Genomic DNA, 21,215 nt, shown 5'->3' on the forward strand with positions numbered 1-21,215 from the left:
TTCTAGATATTAGTTCTGGGTCTGAGCAAGAGGAGGAAGACCCACAAGATTAAGTCCCTATATTATTCGCGATGAAACCTCGCGAATAATGTTTCTTTCTTTATTTTTACACATTTGGGATGCTCCCCGCAATACTGCACGCACATAATAAAAATGAGCATTGTTAGGATTTAGTTTAATCGCCTTGTTACAGTCCTCAATAGCTCTTTTAAAATCTCCTATTTTTCTGCGCTCATAACTTCGCAAAATATAGGCATTAGCATCATTTTTATTTATGCTAATTGCTTGATTATAATCCTCTATTGCTCCTTGAGAGTCCTGTAGCTGACTGCGAATATCACCTCTTTCTTTATAGGCGTTTACATCATTTGGATTTATCTTAATTACCTTAGTCCAATTTGCAACCTCGTTTCTTAAATCATCGTCAAAATCATTCATTTGATAATATTACAAGATATGGCACTAGTTACTACTATAGCCCGAAACTCCCATTAATAAAAAATGTCCAAAAGGTCAATACCCTAGCTTTCACTTGGTAGCTAAAATTTCTGTTAAATCCATACTTAACAGCTATGAACCTTTACCAAAAAAATCTACCACACAACCAGATCACTGCTAACTCAACATTAATTGAAGTCTCATCCTTCCAAGCACCTCTGGCTAGCATTGACTTTGGCAAGTTGTTTCAACAGTATAACAATCCCCAAGGTTGGATGATGGTAGGTGGAATACTGTTCGTTATACTGTTGTTGCAAATCAGTGGTACTGGTAAAGGAAAAATCACCACTGGTAAAGTCTCCGGTATCAGCGAGAAACTAGCAGCAACTAACCTAGCACTCAAGCAAATCAAGGAGTGTAAACACAATAAAGTTACCCTGTGGTCTGGTACTCCTCGCTATTGGGTAAAAGGTAAATGGCGGGGGTTGCTGGCTAACATACAAACTATGCTTGGTGCTGCACCTACAGTTTGGTTTCCCAATGCCGAAAGGGGAACACTGGTAATAGGTGCGCCTGGGTCTGGTAAAACCTACTCTACCATAGACCGGATGTTAGAAAGTGCGATGCAGCAGGGCTTTCCGATTTTACTCTACGACAAGAAGGGCGACCAACTAAGACTTCATGCACCCTTAGCAGCCCGTTATGGCTATAAAGTACGAGTATTTGCCCCCGGTGAACCCTTTAGCGGTGTGATCAATCCTTTGGATTATATGCGTGATGCACGCGATGGGGTAATGGCAGGGGAAATTGGACAAGTGATTAACCGCAATGCTTCCAGTGGTGGTAAAAGTGATGAGTTCTTTGCTAAAGCCGGGGACTTGTTAGCTAAAGCACTTTTACAGTTAGTTAAGGGTTCACCTTACCCAGATATGGCGATGCTTTATGCGGTGCTGCGGTTGCCAAAACTGGTGCAACGTCTTGACCATGCGGTACAGTCAAAAAGGTTGGATGAATGGGTGGCGACTTCATTTATTCAATTTTTGAGTGCCAAGGATGCAGAGAAGACTATTTCGGGGATTTTGACCACAGCAGCAGGTACTTTCTCATCTTTCATTCAAGCTGATTTGCTGAGGGCATTTATAGGGAAATCGGATATTCCCACTAAGCTTGAAGGTAGAGAGATGGTGGTGTTCAAGCTAGATGATGAACGTCGTAGTGTGGTTGGGCCTCTGCTGGCGGCTGCAATGCACTTGATGATTGTCGGTAATTTAAGCCGTCCCCGCAAAGACCCGTTGATTATTTCTTTGGATGAATTGCCATCTATAAAGCTAGACCGACTGCCACAGTGGATTAATGAATATCGTTCTAATGGTGCTTGCTTTATTCTAGGTATCCAAAGTTTAGAGCAACTTTACGATATTTATGGGGATAAGATGGGAAGTGCGATCGCTTCTGCTTGTAGTACCCATGTTTTGTTCAATCCTGGTAACTACAAAACGGCTGAGGATTACTCCAAACGCTACGGTGAGAAGGAAGTGCTGATTAAAAATCGTACCACAGGGCGATCGCTTGGCGGACAAATGAGCCGTTCAATTAGCTGGAGTGAGAATTTGCAAAAAATGCCTGTAATCAGTGCTGACGAAATTTTGAAATTTCCTCAAGGCAAGTGCGTAATTACTAGTCCAGGTTACAGTTCCGAGGGACAAGCTTCTATTCCCTATCCTTTAATTATTCCCGTGTCCAAAGCCGATGAAAAACGGGCGCATGATAGTGAGACTCTTTGGGACACACAAGTTAAACCTGCATTGTCAAGTCAGGTAATAATTCCTGATATTAAAACGCTAACACAAGCATTACATGAACGGATTGAGTCAGCAGCGCGGATGTTGCCATTACCAGAGGAAGATGTAGCACCTGCACAGGAGTCTAGTAGCAGTGAAACTGATGTTTTAGAAAATTTCCCAACACGAGTTTATCAAACACCCGGATTGCAAGGATAAGAGGCTGGTAGCTTTTAATAAGCGAAATATTGTTGGATATCTTGTTGCTCACTGCATAGAATCTTCAGTGTTTACTGGTAGATTTTGGCAGCCTTTTTTCACTTTTTTAGGTTGTGTTAACGCTGCTTAACTAAGTGTTATAAGCTGTCGCATCTGTAATTTTCCAGAGCATTCTAGAGTTACCAATGGTTGCAGACCTAAAAAGTGCAAGTTATACGCGCGATAGCTTACTATTTCAGAAATTGGCAAATGTATTGAAATCAAAATTTTACAAATTAATGCTGAATCTTCGCAAGACAATATCACCTTTTACCCTTGACTTTTTTCAATGCTGCTTGTCTTACTTCCGCATTGAGCAAATAGCCAAAACCCACCTTTTCTAAACGCAGCACAAATTCCTCTCGTGTATTGCCCAATTTACTAGCTGTAGCATCCAAATTCCAATTATGCTCTGCTAACTGACTCAGCAAATAAACTCGGCGAGTCTGCATTCCTGATAAGCGGTAAGTCTTCAAATACTCCAATTCCCCATTCTCTCGAATAATCGCTTCCCCAATATGATTTTCTTCGTTGGGGTTGAGGTCAGTAATAAATCTTTGTAACATAAACGAACCAGCAGTATAGACTTTTTGGGAAATTAACTTGCGTCCTAACAGTCCCTCGGCCATGAAACCCTGAAACGATGCCCAATCTGAACGCATATTTTGTACTGCTGCTCTCAAAGCTTTTAAATCATCAATTTTTGACTCATCTAAAGATACACTCATGGTCAAAGTAGTATCGTGCAGCAACGCGTATTGGTACAATAACTCACCATAGAAATCTTCTAACAAGCTATTGTGCAAAAGTCGATAGTCCTCTGGTGTCGGTACTACAAAAGCTGATGCTAATGCTTCGGCAACAAATACTAATACTCCAACCTGTCGAGAGTGAATTTCAAATACCCGCAAAGCATCTTCAAGTCCAGCAATGTAACGTCCACTAAAAGAGCTTTCCATTCGGCTACCCAGCCCATGAGAAAGGGCATACTTGGAATATTCACTCCAGGCAATATCAGGGCCAGAGAAAAACATTGATAAAAAGCCTTCCATTGCCAAGTGCAGTGGCAAAAATCTCAGTTGATTACTAGATTCCCGCTTCACCATCCGGTGCATTAAGCGGACACTGGCGCAACCATAGTTTAGCTGTTTACCATCTGTTTTAAAAAGCTGTCCCCCAAAAGCCCCCACAGGGCTGCCGTCATTAGTCCAAGACAACACTAGTCCGTGAGGAACATAGGAAAAATATTTCATTCCTGGTGCTGTCATTTCTCCTGCTAAGGAAACAACTGCTAAATCTTCATCGTAGCTACGACGCAGCAAGCGCAAATCGTTACGTACTTGATGGCGCAATAATGGCACAATCCGCACTGCTCCCCGTATTTGAGAAGGAGCAATTTCTAATCCTTTGAGTGATATGTCTGCTAACAGATTGCTTTTGGATGCCATAGGATGGTGGGTCTATTTTTATTAACTTTAAGCAATACTGTATCTTGAGCAATATCAGTTTCTCTTATGTTGCCCTGAATCCAGTTTTTTGTCTTTAATATCTACAATTTGATTTTGATAGTGATATTGTATTGAGTGTAGCCATACTAAACCTAACACTTTCCGAACTTTAGTAACTTTGATCCACAGCTTATATTACCAGGATTTATTGTTTTGATATTGTTATCCTGCCGCTTCAGATTCCCGATTACTTTAATACTCGCTAGAGATAATGCTATTTTTAGTAATTCTGTTTTTTGTTCCTCGCTTAATGTTACTGGATATTTCCCATTTACTTTGTCTTTTATCTTCGATTGAATATTTGATGTAAGTAATCCTAAATTAAACTCTACTCTATCGCCATTCTGAGAAATTGGCAAAAAAGAATACTCATCTTTGCTATCAAACCATTGCCTACTCACATAGGTATATTTTCCAGTATGTTGACCAAGAAAAGAGTACTTAAAATGTCTCTCCCATCGCTCAGATTTATTATTTTTATAATCCTGTTGGAACTCTTCAGGTATTCCGTGCTGGTTATCCGGCCACTTAGCACTATGATCTACAACAAAAACTGTATCTAGCTGAATAGTATTTTCATTGGCAGCATCTCCACTACAGAAAAAAATATATGAGCCTGCTGTGACATGAGAAGATTTTGATATAGGTTTTCTTCTTAATTGAGTAGCATGACAGTATGAATAAAGCCACCTTTCTGAAAATACGAATGGGTCTTCATTTCCGCACGGTTCATCCACCCAAACATTACCTTGCCAATCTGTAAGTTTATCATCCATCAAAACCTTAGCTTGGACTTCAGTTTTTTTTCTTGCGTAGTCAGGATGAAATATTAAATAATGTAGTGGTTTCATAAGGAATCTAAATTTAAGTAATCTAACTATTTTATGTTCCGATAATTGTGGGATAAACTTTACAGAGAATAAATTTTTTGGGCGACAGTATTTTATTTAAGCTATTGAAAATAAATCAATTTAATTGTTGCAAACCCTATACTCTACACCCTTAACATTTGCTTGACTCGCTCTGCTAAATATGCTTCCAGTTCAGCTAAAGACGCAGAACCTTCAGCAAACCGGGCAAAGCCCAACATCGTAGGTAAATCTTCTGCATCTCGTAATCCTACTGTGGGAATTGCGGGACTCAGGGGGTGTAAAGAAAAGTCATCGGCGTTGTAAACAGGATTGCAATGAATAATGGAAGTTTTTTGTTTCGGGTCTAAACGATGACGATATACACGTAGAATTTCCGATGCTCCACTGGGGGGATCATTTTCCCAACCATCGGTGACAAGTACTACTAAATCTGCGCCCCAGTCCAAAGCATCCAGTAGGGGAGTAGCTAGGTCTGTTTGTCCACGAGATAGAATCAGCAGTGGATCGCTGGTTGATGCTGTCCAAAAAGCTTGGTATTCTTGGGATGCTGCTTTTAGTAAGTAATGAGTAGCTAAAGCTACCCCTAAAGGACGACGATGTTTTTCGGCTGAACCGGAACTGGAGTAGCTGCAATCTAGCACTGCGGCTACTCGTCCTAGTTTTAGAGGTGATTTTCTTAATGTGAAGGCAGCAGATTTCTCTAATGCTTGGTTTAAGATATCCCACTGCTGTTTGCGAGTATCTAATGGCAAAGATAGGATATACAGCGCCAAACGAGTTAGGGGGAGACGACCTAAATTAATGTCGATTTCTACTTCTGTGCGGTTGGCTGAACTTTGAAAGCGCAATTTTTCATTCAAGGTCATTTGCTCTTGAATACGGGATAAAAAGACCTCTCGTTTAATTCCATGTTTCGCTGCTAAACCTTCGGCAACTGTAAAGGGTAGTTGATAAACTGCTTGAGCACTATAGTGTGCTTGGCGAAATGTCTCGAATAGCTCTGTTTGATAAACTTGCTGTTTCCATTTCCCAAAGAGAAAATTACCTAATTCCCCTGGTAGGGTGAGGTGAGCATGGGAGGCTATAGCTCGAAATTTGGAGCGATATTTCACAGCATCAAAGTTGATGTCACGTTTTTGCTGGAGATAATCACGAGCGATCGCTCTGCTACGACGATTATTGATACTTCTTTTCCGCAATTGTTGCAATACTTCCCAACCTCGTTGTGGTGGTAAGGCTGTTAATGCTGCGGCAATTAATGCACCTTCTTCTTGTCGATGTTCAGGGGGTGTATGTTTTCCTGTTGCTAGTAACTTGAGGATAATCTGCGCTTGGTTGAAGTGGTTAATCCCTGCTGCCAATGTTCGGGTATAGAGTAAGCGGTAATTACCTAAAATATAGTCGTGCAAAAAGTCAATGGATACGCGTTGCCCATAACCATCACCATAGAATTCACGCTGTCCTGTGCAGGAAAGGCAGGCATTAATAAACATGACTAAATCTTCCCTTGCCACTTGCTGATGCTGGTTCGCCCGATTAATGTCCATTGTTGGCATAGTGGCTTTTTTGAAGGGGGTACTGTTTGGGGAATGACGACACGACAAGCTAGGATAGCGTTACAGGCTAGGTTCGGAAGTCGCACCAAAGTCCCGCAAACAGTATTAACGACTATTTTAAGTTCTAGATTAGAAAATAGCTATAGGAATCTGACTTAAATCTTACTAAGTATACTGAGGCTTTAAACTCTATAAAGTAAGTCTGCAAATTCATGAGACACGTCCTTAATTTCCCCATATACTGCATAGATAACTTTGACGGCGCTAATAGACAGCAAGTGCTATTTCTCAACATTATTTTGCCATACCTCTTTAAGAAACTTTTTGAACTTTTCTAGAATCAGAGGTAAATCACTATCAATTTCTTGGGTTTGTTGCCCATTTGTAATTGAACGAAAGAGACGACGACCTCTACTATCAAAACCAATTTTATCTGCAACTGCCATAAAGATTGAGTAATCTTCTGGTACTGGTAAATCTCCACCTTTGCGCTGAAGAATCAAAAAGCTGGCGATAATTCCTAATCCACATTCTACCTGAAAGTTTTCTGTAGGTAACTGAATGGAAGCAATTAGCAAAGCCATGTCTTTTAATAGCCATTGGCGAAAGTGTGCTTGGTTAGATGAAGACAGAATTCCATTAGATACCAAGATACAGACTATTTCACCAGGTTGCAATTGATTTAAACACTGTTCTACAAATAAGCACTCTTGTTCTGCTTGGGTTTTCAATTTTGATGTAATAACGTAGCTTCCATCTCCGTGTTGTATCCATTTATAAGCCATCTCAAATCGGGCTAGTTCTGAATCGGAAGTGAGATTAATTTTGCAATAGGGAGGATTGGCAAGTGCTATAGTAGGCAAGGAAATTGGCAGAGGAGGATTACTGACACAATTTTGAAATAGTTGTTGCCACTCAGTAATTTTAATTTTTATCAAAATAAACTTCCTTGCAACATATTTTCTGCTGTAGTATTCTCATATTTGATACCATTAATCAGCAAACTATTATTTAGCTTCGGTTTAGGTGCTGATGTGGGATCTTCATATTTTAAATTTGGTCGAATAAAAGAAATTCCCTTCCCAGTCAGCGTATCTCCGATAACTAAATCTCCACCCAAACTAGGAATAGGCAATGCCAAGTAGGGAGCGTAAAGCATGAAGTTTAAACTTGCTATTTTTATTAGTAGTGAATCCCACTCCCAGCCTGTCAAGCTGATGGCATAATTGGACATTTCCAATGCTAATCTTCCTGTACCAAGCGCTGGTTCATATATATGAAACGGTGCTATTGCAGCAGAACTGTCAACTGCTGCAATAGCCATTGTCCTGGCTGTCCAAGTAGGAGTAGGATAGAATTTAGCTCTCGATTGTCCGTAACGATTAGCAGCCAACAAATTACCGAAGTAATCGAAGGGACAAGAAATCAAAAGCTTCAGTTCCAGTTCTTGAATAAGACGATTACTCGCACCGTTACATCCCTCTGGCTCATAAGGCAATTTAGCAATGCTGGGATGCCCTAGAGCATAAAGTAACCAGTCAGTGAAATAGGGAATAAATCTGGAAGGACTGCCACATCCACCTGTAGGAATAGATTGCAGACAGCTTGAGAGCATCAGTAAAACTTGAGGATGTCCTAAGTCTAAAAAGTCAGTTTGTGGTATTTCTTTAGGTAGTTCTCCAGTTTCCATTGTCCATCGCCATTGCTCCCACCTACCTTGATATTCATCATCTAATTTCAGTAGTTTTGATAATAGCCATCCATGTTTAAAATTTGATTTGAGTACCATTGGTGTTATCTGTAATAAGCATTTGCCAATGGCAGAGGCATTAGCCTCTTAAATCTTGACTTCTGGAATAGCTTCTAAATTGACCATTGACGATAACTCAGGAATGACTATGTTTGATTGTAATTTTTCATCTTGAGGTTTAGTCAGTAGTTTAATTAACCATTTTTCAGTCTGCATCTGCTCCTTTTTATTCCAGCGTACATTTAATCTTTGGGCTGGTTTAACAGGATGTAATGCTAAAACTACGAGTTGTATTTGGTTAGGAGTAACTGAGTATTGTCTAGCCGTAGTCCACAACTTTACCCGATCTTGCCAGCTTAAATGTGGATGGCGTATAGCCCATTCATAAAGCCTGGGAATACCTTGTTTAAATGCTATATTTGTTAATACTTGAATAAAGTAGTTATCGTCATTAATTGCAAGAGGTGCAATAACTGGATTATCGACTAATAACTTTTTCCGAGATTGAAAAATTTCCGGTGCAAGTTCCTGTATTTGATCAACCCACTGAGCAATTTGAGGATAGGCATTTAATAAAGGTTCTACAGTCAGTCCTAAAAATAGTTGTCTCATCACCAAAGAGAAGTTATCTGCAACTATAGAGTCAAAGGCAGAGCGATTTGGATGATATTTTTGACTGGGGAATAGGACTTGTTGTTGTGTTTTAGTAATTTGTTGAATATCGGCAAGATTAATTACTGGCATGGTTGGGAGAATATAACATCTCTCCCATGCAGCGGTAAGCTGCAAATTAATTATACGTACAGCCAAGATACAAGAACTAGCTGTCATTTCCAATTCGCAATTCGCAATTAATAATACCCCACGCATGAATGCGTTCCGTTGAATATTGATACTACGTGTTTTGTTTCTTTTCATAATTGAAATTAGGGGCTTGTATCCCAACGGCTTAATTATCAATTACGTCCGCAATTGCGAATTGCGAACTGCGAATTGCGAATTGTTCGGTCAATACAATCAATCCTCTACTTCCGGCTCACCAATTGTCTTCTGTGCGCCATGACGAATATGGAGAATTCTCACCGTTGGAACAGGCTGATCTTCAAGAACCGTAAATAGAATACGATAGGTTTGTTTTCCTTGCCCGTAAAGAAGCTGACGAATTTCTTGACTAAAGAAGGCATCCTCTCGAGCGATTGGACAGCGCCGAGGCATTTCTTGCAGAGAGACGATTGCTTTAATCAGCCCTTGATACCAGAGTTGGGCGCGTTCATCTGTGGTAAACTGAGAAAAACTTAAGAATGCAGCATCCGCTTCGGCTTTCGCAATGCTAGAGAAATCAATGCGGTACGTCATGCTTCAAGAGACAATCCATATTTCTGATTTTGTTCAGCAATGAAGTCCTCTAAACTCGAAAACTGTCCTTGCTCAAAATCATCAAGCCCACGTTGGATTCCCTTTAAAGCCTCAAAAAAATCTTGATCGTCCAAACTCAGTCCTAAAGTCAGCACCGCTAGCGCCATTTGCGAAATATCTTGTCCAGTACTTTCAGCACGCTGTCGCAGCAGTGCCTCAACTTTCGGTGGCAGATCAAGTGTAATGGACATTGTGAGTTTTCCGAGCGTGATACTGGTTTTATTATAGCGATGCCTGCTCTGGGCTATTCGGTGTCGCACCTCATAGATTGGGTAAAGCGGACTGCTCAAGTATCGATTTAATCGGGCGATCGCAGACTTGGAGGCAGTGATAGAGTATCTGGGACATTGACACTCTCTTGACTGCGAAACTAACGCAAGCGCTCGGTTTCACAGTCAGGAGAGTGTTAAACATCAGGTGTAGCGATCGCATCTAACAACAGTAATCCCATTTGCTTTAATAAAGCAGTGTTACCATCAGGGCAACCATGTTGAATTAGGCACTTGGCACAGCCAGTATCACAATTACAATCCTGTGCGATCGCCTTAGCAGCACTAGCAAGTTTTGGCAAATGCTTAAACACAGCTTCAGCCGCACCATTACCACCATCACTGGTATCATAGAAATAGCCTGTGTAATTGTTATTTTCCCCTAACTCCTTCACTACTGTAAAATTCACCTGTTTTAGATCAACTCTAGCCACCAGCTGCAACGCTCTCATAATTTGATGCCCAAAGCTGTGGATAGCAATCAAGGTACTGGAATATTCCCACAACTGTTGATAGCCCGGTGGAATCGGTTCTCCACTGCGGGTTAAATTGGTTCTAGTTTCTTTGGCATTGTGCTGGAGGTATTCCCGCGCACTTGAGTTAATCGCTACTTTGACCATTGGTGCTGAAAATTGAGTACGGAAAGGCTGCTCAAATTTTTCTTCTGACAGGGTTTTCACAATTACAGCTTTGCGTGTGAGTTTGCTACAAAGCGGACAACGATGTTCTTTAGGTAGCAGCTCTTTGTAGTTAAGACACCGCTTGTTCAAACAAGTCTGCTCATAGATTTGGGTCATTAAACTGTAACCACTGGTAATGTGTTTAACTTCACCAAAACTAAGTTCCAGGGTTAAGTATTCCTGACAGTCATCAACTTCACTGACTTGAGAAAACAGCAATGGTAACTTCACCCGATCAGTTAGCACTGTTAGGCTACTGGTTTCTGATTCCGTAACTGCAACTGTAAACAGTGAGCTATCTGCTGTCTGTTTTAAAATTGCTTGCTTGCTGTTCAAGTCAAGGGAGATGCACTGATAAGTCAGCATTCGTCCATTGGCATCTTGTCGTTTGTAGATGGCTTGGGGATGGACTTCTCGGTGAGCAATATCTTCTGAGATTTCCTCTAGTTCTTCCCCAGATTCTGCATCTACTAGCTTGATGGTAGTTTGGGATAAGCCACCCCGAAAGTTAACATCTTTATGGGGATAACCCTTTGCCCACAATCCATTACGACCTTTATTTAGATGCCCTTGGGCTAACAGGAGTTTTGCTACCTCGTAAGCTGCTGTGCCAAAGTAGTGCTTTATTTTATTAGTAGGAATACCAGTTTCTGCGGCTGCACACATCAAATGTTTAGCAGCAAAGATGGGATATTCGTCATTAAAGAATACTTCCTCAGCTTCTGGCGATACCAGCATTTCTGGATGTTCTGCTACATAGCAGTCAATGGGATTGAGAGCATTGGGAAGCAGCACTGTCAGTCCAGACTGAGAACGTCCGGCGCGGCCACTGCGTTGCTGGTATGCCATTTTGGAACCAGGCCAGCCACGCAAAATGCAACATTCTAATTCTGGTAGGTCAATTCCAGCTTCTAATGCTTCTGTGGCAATAATCCACTTGATCGTGCCAGACTGGAGTTGGTCAACTACTTCTGCCCGACGCTCAGAAGTTATGCCACTGTAGAAGGCGGCTACTTGGTTTGATTTGAGTAATTCTGTTAGTTCCCGCACGCTGCGACGGGAGTTACAAAAGGCGATACCTGATTTACCTTGATTGAGCAAAAATTGAATAATCCGAGCGGTATCACCAGTCAAATTGTAACTGGGCTGAGTGATAATTATTTGTCTAGATGGTGAAGCGGCTCCACTTTTGCGAATCCAAATTAGGGGTTTGGGGTTGAGTTTAGTTGGTTTTAAACCGGAGATTTTCAGAGCCAGTTGTTTAGGATTACCACAAGTGGCACTCAGGAAGATAAATTGCAGTTTCTTGGAGTCACCACCGTAATGATCTACTGCTAGTTTAATGCGACGAATCAGCCAGGACATATTTGCGCCATAGCTGCCTGATAGGGTGTGAGCTTCGTCAAGCAGTATATAGCGTAATCGCTGATAAAAGTTTGCCCAATGCGCGGATTTCCAGGCTTGCTTGAGTTGAAAGTGGATTAATTCTGGAGTGACACCTAAAATATGCGGTTCACTCTTGAGGATTTGTTCTCGTTTTTCTGATTTGACATCTCCCGTGATCATTGCCAGTATAGGTCTGGATTGTGTTGGTATGGTAGAGAGTAGTTCAGAGATTTTGTGGAACTGGTCTAGCGCCAATGCTCGTAGTCCATAAAATGCTAATGCTCGATGTTCTTGATTTATACAACCTTCCAGAATGGCGGGGTATGTGCTGAGAGTTTTGCCACTGGCTGTGGGAGAGGTGAGGATTAAACTTTTACCTTGTCTAATTGCTTGTAAGGCTTGAAGTTGGTGAGAGTAAAGTTGGGTGATTCCTAATGATTGAAGTGCTTTAATTAATTTATTTGGTAGGTCATTAGGGATATTTTTCAGATTAGGTTCTATGGCAGGGATAGTCTGTTGCCAGAGTAAATCTTCACCTAGAAATTCAGCAATATCTGTTGGTTCAGTAGGATGGTTATTTGAGTTGGAATATTCTGTAATGGGTGTACTAGGTGGTGTCCAAAAGCTTTGTAGCAGGGCATTATAGTTGGGCGTGGTCATAGTCGTAGTCTTCGCTCACTGCCCTAAAAAATCCCCCACTGGGGGAGTGATACTAAATTAGGATAATTAGTACGGAATTTGCGGTAAAAAATTGCGGTTAACACAATATCAACTAGTTAATTACCATCTAAAATAGGAAAACTAAAATTACACACGCAAATATTATAAATGAGTCAACAAATAACTAAAAATCAACACTATATACCTCAGTTTCTTCTCAATCACTTTGGTTATGATGTCAAGAAAATAAAAAAGATTAACATATTTGATATGACTAGAGGTACTGTGAGATACAACCAAGCAGTGAAGGAAGTGTTTTCACAAAATTACTTCTATGACAAAGATAATTCAGTTGAAAACTTACTTTGTAATCATATTGAAGCTCCTGTTGCTGTAGTTATAAATAAAATTGTCAATGGGCAATTTAGCATATCAAAAGAAGATACCCCGACACTACTCAGGTTTATTTCAGTCCTTTTATTCCGTACACCTGAAGCAAGAAAAAAAACACTTTCATTTATCGACTCTTTCTTTAATTCAGTATTTGAAAAATTGTTAAGCTTAAACGGTTATGACACAAATGATCCGGGTAAAGTATTGATAGATGCAAGTAATCTAGTTTCTCTGATAACTATACAAGGAATAATTGACGCTGGATTTTTGGTGGATCTGGATTTTCACATAATCCAAAATAACACTACATCCGAGTTTTGTATATCAGATCATCCTGCTTTTATGTATAACTGGTTTTATAAAGATTTAGATCATCCAGCTATAACTAGCTTGACTGCACGAGGCTTACAAATTTTCCTGCCATTATCGCCAAAATTATTAATTTGCTTATATGATCCAGAGGTCTACAAATATGGCAATAAGAATTCAGCTATAACCACTATTAATAGTGCAGATGATATTACGATACTTAACTCATTTCAGATTATGAGTGCAGAATCAATAATAGGTTTTCGTGAAAAAAATAGTGAGGCTGGTTTAAAAGAGCTTTATAGAAAATATAAAAATGTAAAAATATATGAGCACGAAAGTTATATAGTAGAAGAAAAACATATTGAAAATGGAGAGCTTAAAACCATTCATCTTACACTTACCAAACAAACTAAACTTTCAAAGATGCCTTCATTTGTGAAAATAAAGAAAAAATCTAAAAATGATACTTTTAATTTTTGTGAAAGAAACCCTACTCTTTCTGCCCTTCACCAAAATTATAGAGAGCAGGTTTTAAAGGAGAAAAGAAACGTTGTTAATTTATAAAATAAGTTAGCAATTTGTGGGTTGAATCTATCACTAATCGTTCCTTAACCGAGATGTATCGGGATTTTAATACTTAGATAAATAAGTCTCAAATAAGCATGGTTGTTTCAGTTTAAATACTGTAAATATTTAGGACAAAGATTGTGTTATAAACATCTTAAGCAAATTCTAATTTTGTTACTACCAATTAAAATTGAGTATTAAATGCGACTACAGCATGAGATGAAACGACGTTTACTATAATTGCAGTGCTTACAGCCATCATGGTATCGACTGTGGTGATGGTACGGTCATCCACTACACGAACAGTCAGAGAAACATCTCCCGTGTTTCTCGGGCTTACTTCACATCTGGAATAACAGTATTGGTAAAAGAGTATGGTCAGTGCGACACACCAGATATTATCATTTGGCATCTTGAAAGCAGATTAGGAGAAAAGGAATCTAATCGCCCTTAACCAAGGGTATGCAATACTTACTGGTAATAAGGATTCAAACAAGTATGACAGTATTTCAAACCACATTTGAACTTCCTAACTGGATATTACAAGGCTTAGACAATGGAGAATATATAAGAATTGGCGGCGTTTTGAAGCTTATCTACTAGAAGTGCAACTTATCCAACAACATGGGATGAGTTTTCAAGACTGGCTTGAATTAGCCTCTCATACAAAAGCTCAACAGCATGAGTTACAAACTATATATATTATTCCCTTACAACCACTTAATCTATAGCGATGTAACTATTTTTATATGGATATAAAGTTTGCCTACTGCTAGGCATTCCTAATGAAGTTGCGGATAAGGACTTTAATTACGTATTTGGCGGCACAGATGTAAGAGGCTGAGGCTTTGGATTTAGAGATTAAAATAGAGTTAGCAAAGGTAGGGTTTACTTGATTAGGAGATTCTCTTATGAATTTACAAGAAATTATTAATTCTATTGAAAGTTTACCCACAGAAGAACGGGACTATTTGTTTGAGTTTCTCCGTAAAAAAAAGGAGGAATCAAGAGGGGATAATTTTTGGGAAGGATTACAAAAATTTAGAAAAGTAATCCAAAGCGAGGGAATTATCTTTAATGATGATGATTTCGCTGACTTACGAGATCGCAGTGTGGGAAGAGAAATTGATCTATGAGCTTGAAATACTTACTTGATACCACGTGAAATTTATGTTAGATACTAATATAATTATTAGTGAATTTGGATTTTAGACTGAAATCAAATATACAATCCAAAATCCAAAACTCTCAGTCAACTTTATGTTGATTAAGTTAACTTAAATAACCTGCTAACACTAAGAATTATTAACAGTAAATCCTTACTTGACGCTCGATGACTCGCTACCGCTCCGCTATCAGTACCCCTCTTAATAGACATCTCCAAATCCAGCATCATAGTTACTGCCTTAGTTAAAGCATTAATGCTTGTATTTGCTACCTCCTGACGCAAATAGTAAATGCGATTAGGATTACTGATACTGCACAGTTGAGCTAATTCACTATCTTTCTTAATCCCAGAAACGATCGCAGACTTAACCCACAGCCAAGTTCTAAACTGGGTTAGGAGAGTAGCAATAATCACCATTAATGGTTCCGATCGTGACAGTAAATCATCTAGCAGGTGCAAAACTTGATTACTTTCTCCTTGGCGAATAGCAGATGCCAGTTGTAGGCTATTCTGAGTTTGACATGGCACTAACTCTTTTACTTCTGCAAGTTCAAGTTGTCTGCCAATACTATAGATATACAGTTTGCGTAACTCTGTCGCTGCACGGGTCATGTCGTTACCAATTGCTTCTGCTAGATATTCCACCGCATTCTTTGACAATACCAGCTTGATTTTTTTAGCCTGAGTACTGATCGCTTTCTCAATTAAATCAGTACGCCAAGGTGGTATCAATGGAAACTCAAACAACTTGGCATACTTAGCAAGATGTTTGTAAATCTTCAGCCGCTTATCTACATTGGTGGCGACAAACACCAAAATTGTGAATTCAGGCACTTGAACAAGCTGCTGCAAAGTTTCTAACTCAGTATCACCCCACTGCTTGAGGTGGCAATTTTCCACAATCACCAGTTTTTTACCACCAGTCAGGGAACGAGTGCGAGCTACGCTGATAGCTTGGTCAAGGCGATCGGCTGGAAATCGGTGATAGCAAAGTGTGAGCCATTGAGCATCAATCTCTGCTTTGTATTGATTTAGCTGTTCCTGGATGGCGTGTTGGTCGTCACCTGTCAGCAAGACAATCATGCTTTTACCCTCCCATTACTGCTCTTGTTGGCAGTTTTAATTAACACAGTCATTGGTTGTTGACTTTGGATAGCTCGTTGCAGCATTTTAGCGATCGCCTCTTTACTACTTTCAAACTTATTCAAGTAAGCTGGTGTAACCTCTAAAATTGCCTTGTCACCTTGCAATTTAACAAGATTTGCATGAGCCAACAGCTTTTGATTGCTGGGTTTAGCTGTATCTATCACAGAAAGCCAAATTTGAGCCAGGTTAGTAGTCTGGGCTGCAACTGCTGGTAACAATTTGTCATCTACAGGTTTAGCTGTCACCTTGTTTGTAGTGTATACTCCAACTGTTGGTAGCAACTTGCCGTCATGGACAGGTTTAGCAGTTAGCGTCTTGGTTGCACTGACAGGCAATAAACTGGGTATCAGGTTCAGTAAGCAAACTTCTAGCCACACAGCAGCATTTACTGTGTACCGCAGATAGTTTTCTGCTTTTTGTAACTCTGCTAGAGACAAGTTAAGCGTCTCGAAATTCCAGTGATTTGCTAAAACCTTGAGTTGAGCATAGCTAACACAACCAGTCAGCAGGGATTGCTCTTTGGGTGCAGACTTGATAATCAGTAAATCTCGGTATGTTTGCAGTAAGTTAGAGAGAATCAATTTGGGCGTTTTACCAGAATCTACTAAAACTCTTGCTACTTGCAGCAAGTTAAAGGTGTTGTTGGTGGATATTGCCTGTAAAATTGACATTAATTCTGTTTCTGTCACACCACCAGCGATTTCCATGACATGATTAGCAGTGATATCTTCATCTAAAAGACTCACCTGACCCAGTAATTGCAGTGCATCCCGCAATCCACCATCGCTGAGTTTTGCGATCGCTGTCAGTGCCTCCTCATCAATAGAAATAGATTCTGCATCTGCTACAATACCGAGGTGCTGCACAATTGCCTGAACAGACAAAGTGCGGAAATTAAACACCTGACAACGGCTGACAATGGTAGGTAACACCTTGTGCAGTTCTGTTGTGCAGAGAATGAAAACAACATGAGGTGGCGGTTCTTCAATACACTTGAGTAAAGCATTGAAGGCGTTACCGGTTAGACAATGGCACTCATCGAGAATAAAAATTCGGTAACGTCCTGCAACAGGTGCTAAGGTACTCCGCTCAATTAAAGCACGGGCATCATCTACACCATTATTAGAAGCAGCATCAATTTCACTGACATCTAGGCTATTACTGGTTTCAATTGAACGGCAGGATTGACAAATACCACAAGGTTGGTCAGTTGGTTTTTTAGTGTTGAGGCAATTGAGGGATTTAGCAAATATCCGAGCAGTTGAGGTTTTACCTGTGCCTCTAGAACCTGTAAACAAATAAGCTGGTGCAATTTGCAGGTATTTGACAGCATTAGTCAGAGCAGTTTTGATGTAGGGCTGTCCAACTAATTCGGCTATTGTCTGGGGTCTATATTTTTGATGTAGGGCGACTGTAGACATAGGATTCATTAACCTTAATTTGTCGCCCTTACCCCTGTTAAGGGGGTGTAATTTTGAATCCTAAATAGGCTGATTTGCTAAATTACAGTAAGATTTACCGATACCAGAAGTTGAGTACACCTAATTATTTAAACGTTGAAACAGGTGGAGAAGTTTATGGAATTTACAACCGAGCTATAGTAATTTTAAAATTCATATCCTCGGCTCATAAAACGCTAATTTTATCTTTTTTACCTGCCTCCTTAAGCAGTAGCGAATTCTGTTAAACCTCGTTTACTGGGATGATGGAAACCCAAAACAATATCGGCTTGGGGTATTCCGGCTGATAGCAAATCATCAACAACGCATAAATTAGTTGCATCTTCTTCCACCCAAACTTTGCCGTTTTTAATGCAGAGATAGATGATAATATACTGTATCTGCTTTTTGTCATCCCAGCCAAACCTAAACCAAAGATATTGATCTCTTGTTTCATCAAAAGCCAAGCGATCGCTTACTTCAACTTCCGCATCTTTTATAACTTGAGCATTAGTAGTTTCGTAATACTCACTCAATATTTTCTTGATAGCATTGCGGTATTGCTCTAGCTTATCCATTGCCGAATTTCCTCCTTTTCTGTATTTACAACTATTAACAACAGGTTGTTTTCATTAATGACTGCTTGTACAGATTTACGTTGAAAAAAGTTCTCATAGACAACATCATCAACAGCTAAATAAAGTTTATATTCTGGCTCAGTAAGTTGAATTAGTTTCCGATAGACTATGTATTGTCCCAGGGCCGGCGTGAAAATCATACATCATCGATTTGCCGACAAAGCTCTTGATTTCTACAACAATCTTCTGTCCCTGGCGTTCTGCGGCGATTGGTTTTTCTGCTGCTAGGTCGGCGTAGAGTTCAGCATCTTCATATTTGATAAAGTAAGGATCATCTGTGATAGTCCAACCGTCTTTTATCAATGCGTTCTTGACTTCATTATGGTATATGTCTCTTGCTGGCATGGTGGAACTATTGAGTAATACTCTGATTGTAAAGTGTTTACCATATTGGGTAACGATTAGATTCTAAAACATACTTTTCTCTCTTTCTTTCTTGCACCCTGCTATGCTTCCTTTTTTCTTGATAAAACTGGATAACTTTGGTATTTTGGCGGCAAATAGTCGGATATCTACCGCCAAAATGCACAGTTTCTATTTGTCAAAATCGAGGATTTTCGTTCATGTTGTCCAGTTTTGTCCAGAGTTCCTCAAATCCCCGTCTAAAATAAACACCACTCGTATCCAAAACACCCTACAAAACTTCAAGTTTCCGATTAACATTTATTAAGCATTTAGAGTGTACAGTGGCAATAAGAATTGACGCATTTCCATTTGCAGTTCTGGATTTGGTCTATCTCCATAAGGAACCAACATGGCAGGATGATCTGATTGTTGTAAGTGCATTTTGATAGCAGAACTGGGAATTGCCTTGGCTGCTTCTACTAAATACTTGAGGTTAAACTGGATATTCAATGACATTTCTGATGGTAGATGAGCAGCAATAACCTGATCGCCTTTGCCAAACTCCCGTTCAATTGATAATCGTAACTGCTGCAAAGCTCCATCAAACTGTAAGTAAATACCTTTCTCTTTTTTATCTGTTAACACAGCTAACCGTTCTAATGCTTTGACTAAGAATGCTTTTTCTAGGATTACTTCTCGGTCAAAGCTAAATCTTGCCAATAGCTGTTCGCAGTCAGGGTAAGTTCCTTCGAGACATTGACATCTGAGGATAATATCTTGCCAAGCAAAACCCAAGCGATTACTTTGGGCATCATACAACAGATTAATGAATTCGACAGAATCATCCAAGTTACGCGCTAGTTCCTTGAGGACTCGACCGGGAATAGTAAATTGTATTATCTCTTCAGATTCTACTTGTTTGCGGGGTTTTCTACCAATTCCTTGAGTTGAAAGTTCAGTGGTTGCAACTCGATGCCCATCAGTACCAATAAACTTTAACTTCTCCTGTGCAAGTTGGATATGAACTCCGGTCAAGATATATTTATTTTCATCAGTGCTGACAGCATAAATCACACCTTTCAAACCATCTTTGAAAACTTTTGTTGGCAGAGGAATGGGAGTAGCATCAATTGTAGAACTAGGTGGAAAGTCTTCAGCACTAATGCCTCTAATTTCATATTTTCCATCAGCATCAGATAAACCCAGAGAGCAGATTTTTGTTTGCTTATCCTCATCAATAAGCTGTATAATCTGAGTCTGACTACTGAGGGTAATATTACCATTAGGGCAATGCTTAACTATCTCAAATAGCATTTCTACTGGCACAGTAATTTCACCCTTGAGCAACACCTGGGCTTCAAAACTTGCCTGAATTGTTAATGCTAAATCAGTAACAGTTAAATGTATCTGTTGTGTTTCGATATCTGCAATGATTAGAGCATTAGCAAGAATCGGATGGGTAGGTTTAGCTGGGGTAGCACAACTAACTAAAGAGAGTGCATCGTGAAATTTAGTTTGTGAGCAGATTACCTCCATTCCTGATTCTATAAGTGGTTGAGAGTTTAACTCTGATTTGGCAGAACGTTTATTAGTACGCTTATTTGAGATAGACTCAGTTGAAGTATCAGTATCTGGAGATGTAGATTTTTTCTTTTTACCTGTAGATATTTCTGGGATATTTGCTGATATTTCATTTTCGCCTTTAGGAGTAGCTACACTTGTTTGTTTTGTCTGATTGGCAGGCTTTACCCTTTGTTTCGATGCTGTTTGAGTCATGATAATTTATTTCTGGTTGCGTCATTGTTAGAAAGGTGACTGCGATAGCAGAAAATAAAGAATGTGAAGTTTTGAATCAGATGCTTTTACTCTGTGAGACATACGGAAGTTTACTGATATATCCCATTTAACGGCTCTCAGATAAGCCTTTATTCTAATCGTAGCTTTCGGAGTATCCGGCTCCGCTCCTGAATTATTAAGTTCTACAAATGCCTCCAAAAGTTCTTTCCAATGCTTTTTAAACTGATAACTTTGCTGTTATTAGCAGATTCTTCTGTAGTGTTATCAGCCAGTACAGAATCAGTTTCCAACAAAGAGTTCAGCAGTGATAGTTGATGCTCAACATCTGCCACATCGCGGTATATTCGAGACGGGTCTATTTTCATTCCTAAAGGTGTAGGAACGATTTTTAAATATTGGTTTAAGGCCTGTAGATAATTTCTATTGGCAAATTGTCTTTGTGCTACATAAGGGCGCAAAATCTCCAGTAATTGGATAGCTCTTTTGATTTCTAGAGAATCAGAAGTACTATCAATTTGAGGTTGGCTTTCTCGGTAGCCTTTCATTTTCTTCTCAGCCACGAGATTGTGGAATTTAGAAACGGCTTGTTGAGCATTACCGAAAGAGTGAACTTTTTGCTGAGATTTGTAGCCTACCCTACCCCACTCAACAGTTAGATTGCTTTGCTCAACTTTTGCACTCCAGAATTTGTTACTGTTCTGAGCCGCATTTACAAATATTAAGTAAACTTCCATATTTTTGACATAATTTAGAGTAAAGTATTGCCATGTCAAATGAATATCTCAACAACAGATGTTCATTTGACAAAAGCTTCAAATCATTACTAATTTGGGAAT

At 39.6% G+C, this 21,215-nt stretch carries 18 protein-coding genes and 2 pseudogenes; 4 read left to right on the forward strand and 16 right to left on the reverse strand.

The window, feature by feature from the left end:
- Positions 1 to 57: 57 nt before the first annotated feature.
- On the reverse strand, positions 58 to 438 hold the full coding sequence (locus CDG76_RS34130; protein WP_094353261.1) for a tetratricopeptide repeat protein: 381 nt from the start codon (positions 436 to 438) through the stop codon (positions 58 to 60).
- Positions 439 to 572: 134 nt separating this feature from the next.
- On the opposite strand from CDG76_RS34130, the gene CDG76_RS34135 reads away from it, so the two are divergent.
- The gene (locus CDG76_RS34135; protein WP_094353262.1) at positions 573 to 2,438 is read left to right on the forward strand and encodes a type IV secretory system conjugative DNA transfer family protein; all 1,866 of its coding nucleotides are present in this window, start codon (positions 573 to 575) and stop codon (positions 2,436 to 2,438) included.
- Between the two features lie 302 nt (positions 2,439 to 2,740).
- Here the strand turns inward: CDG76_RS34135 and CDG76_RS34140 are convergent, their stop codons facing one another.
- From CDG76_RS34140 to CDG76_RS34180, 9 genes are all read right to left on the reverse strand, one after another.
- The gene (locus CDG76_RS34140; protein WP_094353263.1) at positions 2,741 to 3,925 is read right to left on the reverse strand and encodes an ARPP-2 domain-containing protein; all 1,185 of its coding nucleotides are present in this window, start codon (positions 3,923 to 3,925) and stop codon (positions 2,741 to 2,743) included.
- Between the two features lie 152 nt (positions 3,926 to 4,077).
- Positions 4,078 to 4,836 (reverse strand): hypothetical protein, encoded by a 759-nt coding sequence (locus tag CDG76_RS34145; RefSeq protein WP_094353264.1) that lies wholly within the window; start codon positions 4,834 to 4,836, stop codon positions 4,078 to 4,080.
- A 143-nt stretch (positions 4,837 to 4,979) separates the two neighbouring features.
- The gene (locus CDG76_RS34150; protein ID WP_094353333.1) at positions 4,980 to 6,404 is read right to left on the reverse strand and encodes a hypothetical protein; all 1,425 of its coding nucleotides are present in this window, start codon (positions 6,402 to 6,404) and stop codon (positions 4,980 to 4,982) included.
- Positions 6,405 to 6,694: 290 nt separating this feature from the next.
- Positions 6,695 to 7,351 (reverse strand): type I restriction endonuclease subunit M, encoded by a 657-nt coding sequence (locus CDG76_RS34155; protein ID WP_223265511.1) that lies wholly within the window; start codon positions 7,349 to 7,351, stop codon positions 6,695 to 6,697.
- Positions 7,348 to 8,202 (reverse strand): hypothetical protein, encoded by an 855-nt coding sequence (locus CDG76_RS34160; RefSeq protein WP_094353265.1) that lies wholly within the window; start codon positions 8,200 to 8,202, stop codon positions 7,348 to 7,350. The genes CDG76_RS34155 and CDG76_RS34160 overlap by 4 nt, the downstream gene beginning before the upstream one ends.
- Before the next feature lie 48 nt (positions 8,203 to 8,250).
- Positions 8,251 to 8,994 carry a hypothetical protein gene (locus CDG76_RS34165; RefSeq protein WP_223265512.1) on the reverse strand — a complete coding sequence of 248 codons (744 nt, stop codon included), beginning with the start codon at positions 8,992 to 8,994 and terminating at the stop codon, positions 8,251 to 8,253.
- 186 nt (positions 8,995 to 9,180) lie between these two features.
- Positions 9,181 to 9,519, reverse strand: a complete 339-nt coding sequence (locus tag CDG76_RS34170) for a type II toxin-antitoxin system RelE/ParE family toxin (protein WP_094344623.1) — start codon at positions 9,517 to 9,519, stop codon at positions 9,181 to 9,183.
- Complete coding sequence (locus CDG76_RS34175; RefSeq protein WP_094333544.1) at positions 9,516 to 9,770, reverse strand: hypothetical protein; 255 nt, start codon at positions 9,768 to 9,770, stop codon at positions 9,516 to 9,518. The genes CDG76_RS34170 and CDG76_RS34175 overlap by 4 nt, the downstream gene beginning before the upstream one ends.
- Positions 9,771 to 9,985: 215 nt before the next feature.
- Positions 9,986 to 12,574, reverse strand: a complete 2,589-nt coding sequence (locus CDG76_RS34180; RefSeq protein ID WP_094353266.1) for a DEAD/DEAH box helicase — start codon at positions 12,572 to 12,574, stop codon at positions 9,986 to 9,988.
- 168 nt (positions 12,575 to 12,742) lie between these two features.
- Between CDG76_RS34180 and CDG76_RS34185 the strand changes: the two genes are divergently transcribed.
- The 3 genes and pseudogenes from CDG76_RS34185 (at position 12,743) to CDG76_RS34195 (ending at position 14,982) form a co-directional block, all read left to right on the forward strand.
- Positions 12,743 to 13,843 (forward strand): DUF4238 domain-containing protein, encoded by a 1,101-nt coding sequence (locus tag CDG76_RS34185; RefSeq protein ID WP_094353267.1) that lies wholly within the window; start codon positions 12,743 to 12,745, stop codon positions 13,841 to 13,843.
- A gap of 259 nt (positions 13,844 to 14,102) precedes the next feature.
- Positions 14,103 to 14,300, forward strand: a pseudogene (locus tag CDG76_RS39815) (lecithin retinol acyltransferase family protein); the annotation flags it as partial.
- A 457-nt stretch (positions 14,301 to 14,757) separates the two neighbouring features.
- The gene (locus CDG76_RS34195; protein ID WP_094353268.1) at positions 14,758 to 14,982 is read left to right on the forward strand and encodes a hypothetical protein; all 225 of its coding nucleotides are present in this window, start codon (positions 14,758 to 14,760) and stop codon (positions 14,980 to 14,982) included.
- Positions 14,983 to 15,113: 131 nt separating this feature from the next.
- Here the strand turns inward: CDG76_RS34195 and holA are convergent, their stop codons facing one another.
- The 6 genes and pseudogenes from holA to CDG76_RS34225 form a co-directional block, all read right to left on the reverse strand.
- On the reverse strand, positions 15,114 to 16,097 hold the full coding sequence (holA, locus tag CDG76_RS34200) for a DNA polymerase III subunit delta (protein ID WP_094353269.1): 984 nt from the start codon (positions 16,095 to 16,097) through the stop codon (positions 15,114 to 15,116).
- A complete protein-coding gene (gene dnaX / locus CDG76_RS34205) occupies positions 16,094 to 17,581 on the reverse strand; it encodes a DNA polymerase III subunit gamma/tau (RefSeq protein ID WP_094353270.1) in 1,488 nt (495 codons plus the stop codon). Before dnaX ends, holA begins: the two co-directional genes overlap by 4 nt.
- Positions 17,582 to 17,823: 242 nt before the next feature.
- On the reverse strand, positions 17,824 to 18,177 hold the full coding sequence (locus tag CDG76_RS34210) for a XisI protein (protein WP_094353271.1): 354 nt from the start codon (positions 18,175 to 18,177) through the stop codon (positions 17,824 to 17,826).
- A pseudogene (locus CDG76_RS34215) lies at positions 18,165 to 18,582 on the reverse strand (XisH family protein). Before CDG76_RS34215 ends, CDG76_RS34210 begins: the two are co-directional and overlap by 13 nt.
- 321 nt (positions 18,583 to 18,903) lie before the next feature.
- Entirely contained in the window at positions 18,904 to 20,358 is a 1,455-nt protein-coding gene (gene dnaN, locus CDG76_RS34220; protein WP_094353272.1) for a DNA polymerase III subunit beta, read from the reverse strand.
- 203 nt (positions 20,359 to 20,561) lie between these two features.
- Entirely contained in the window at positions 20,562 to 21,113 is a 552-nt protein-coding gene (locus CDG76_RS34225) for a WGR domain-containing protein (RefSeq protein ID WP_094353273.1), read from the reverse strand.
- Between the last annotated feature and the right edge of the window lie 102 nt (positions 21,114 to 21,215).

Source organism: Nostoc sp. 'Peltigera membranacea cyanobiont' 210A (assembly GCF_002246015.1).
In the GTDB taxonomy this organism is placed as follows: Bacteria; Cyanobacteriota; Cyanobacteriia; order Cyanobacteriales; family Nostocaceae; genus Nostoc.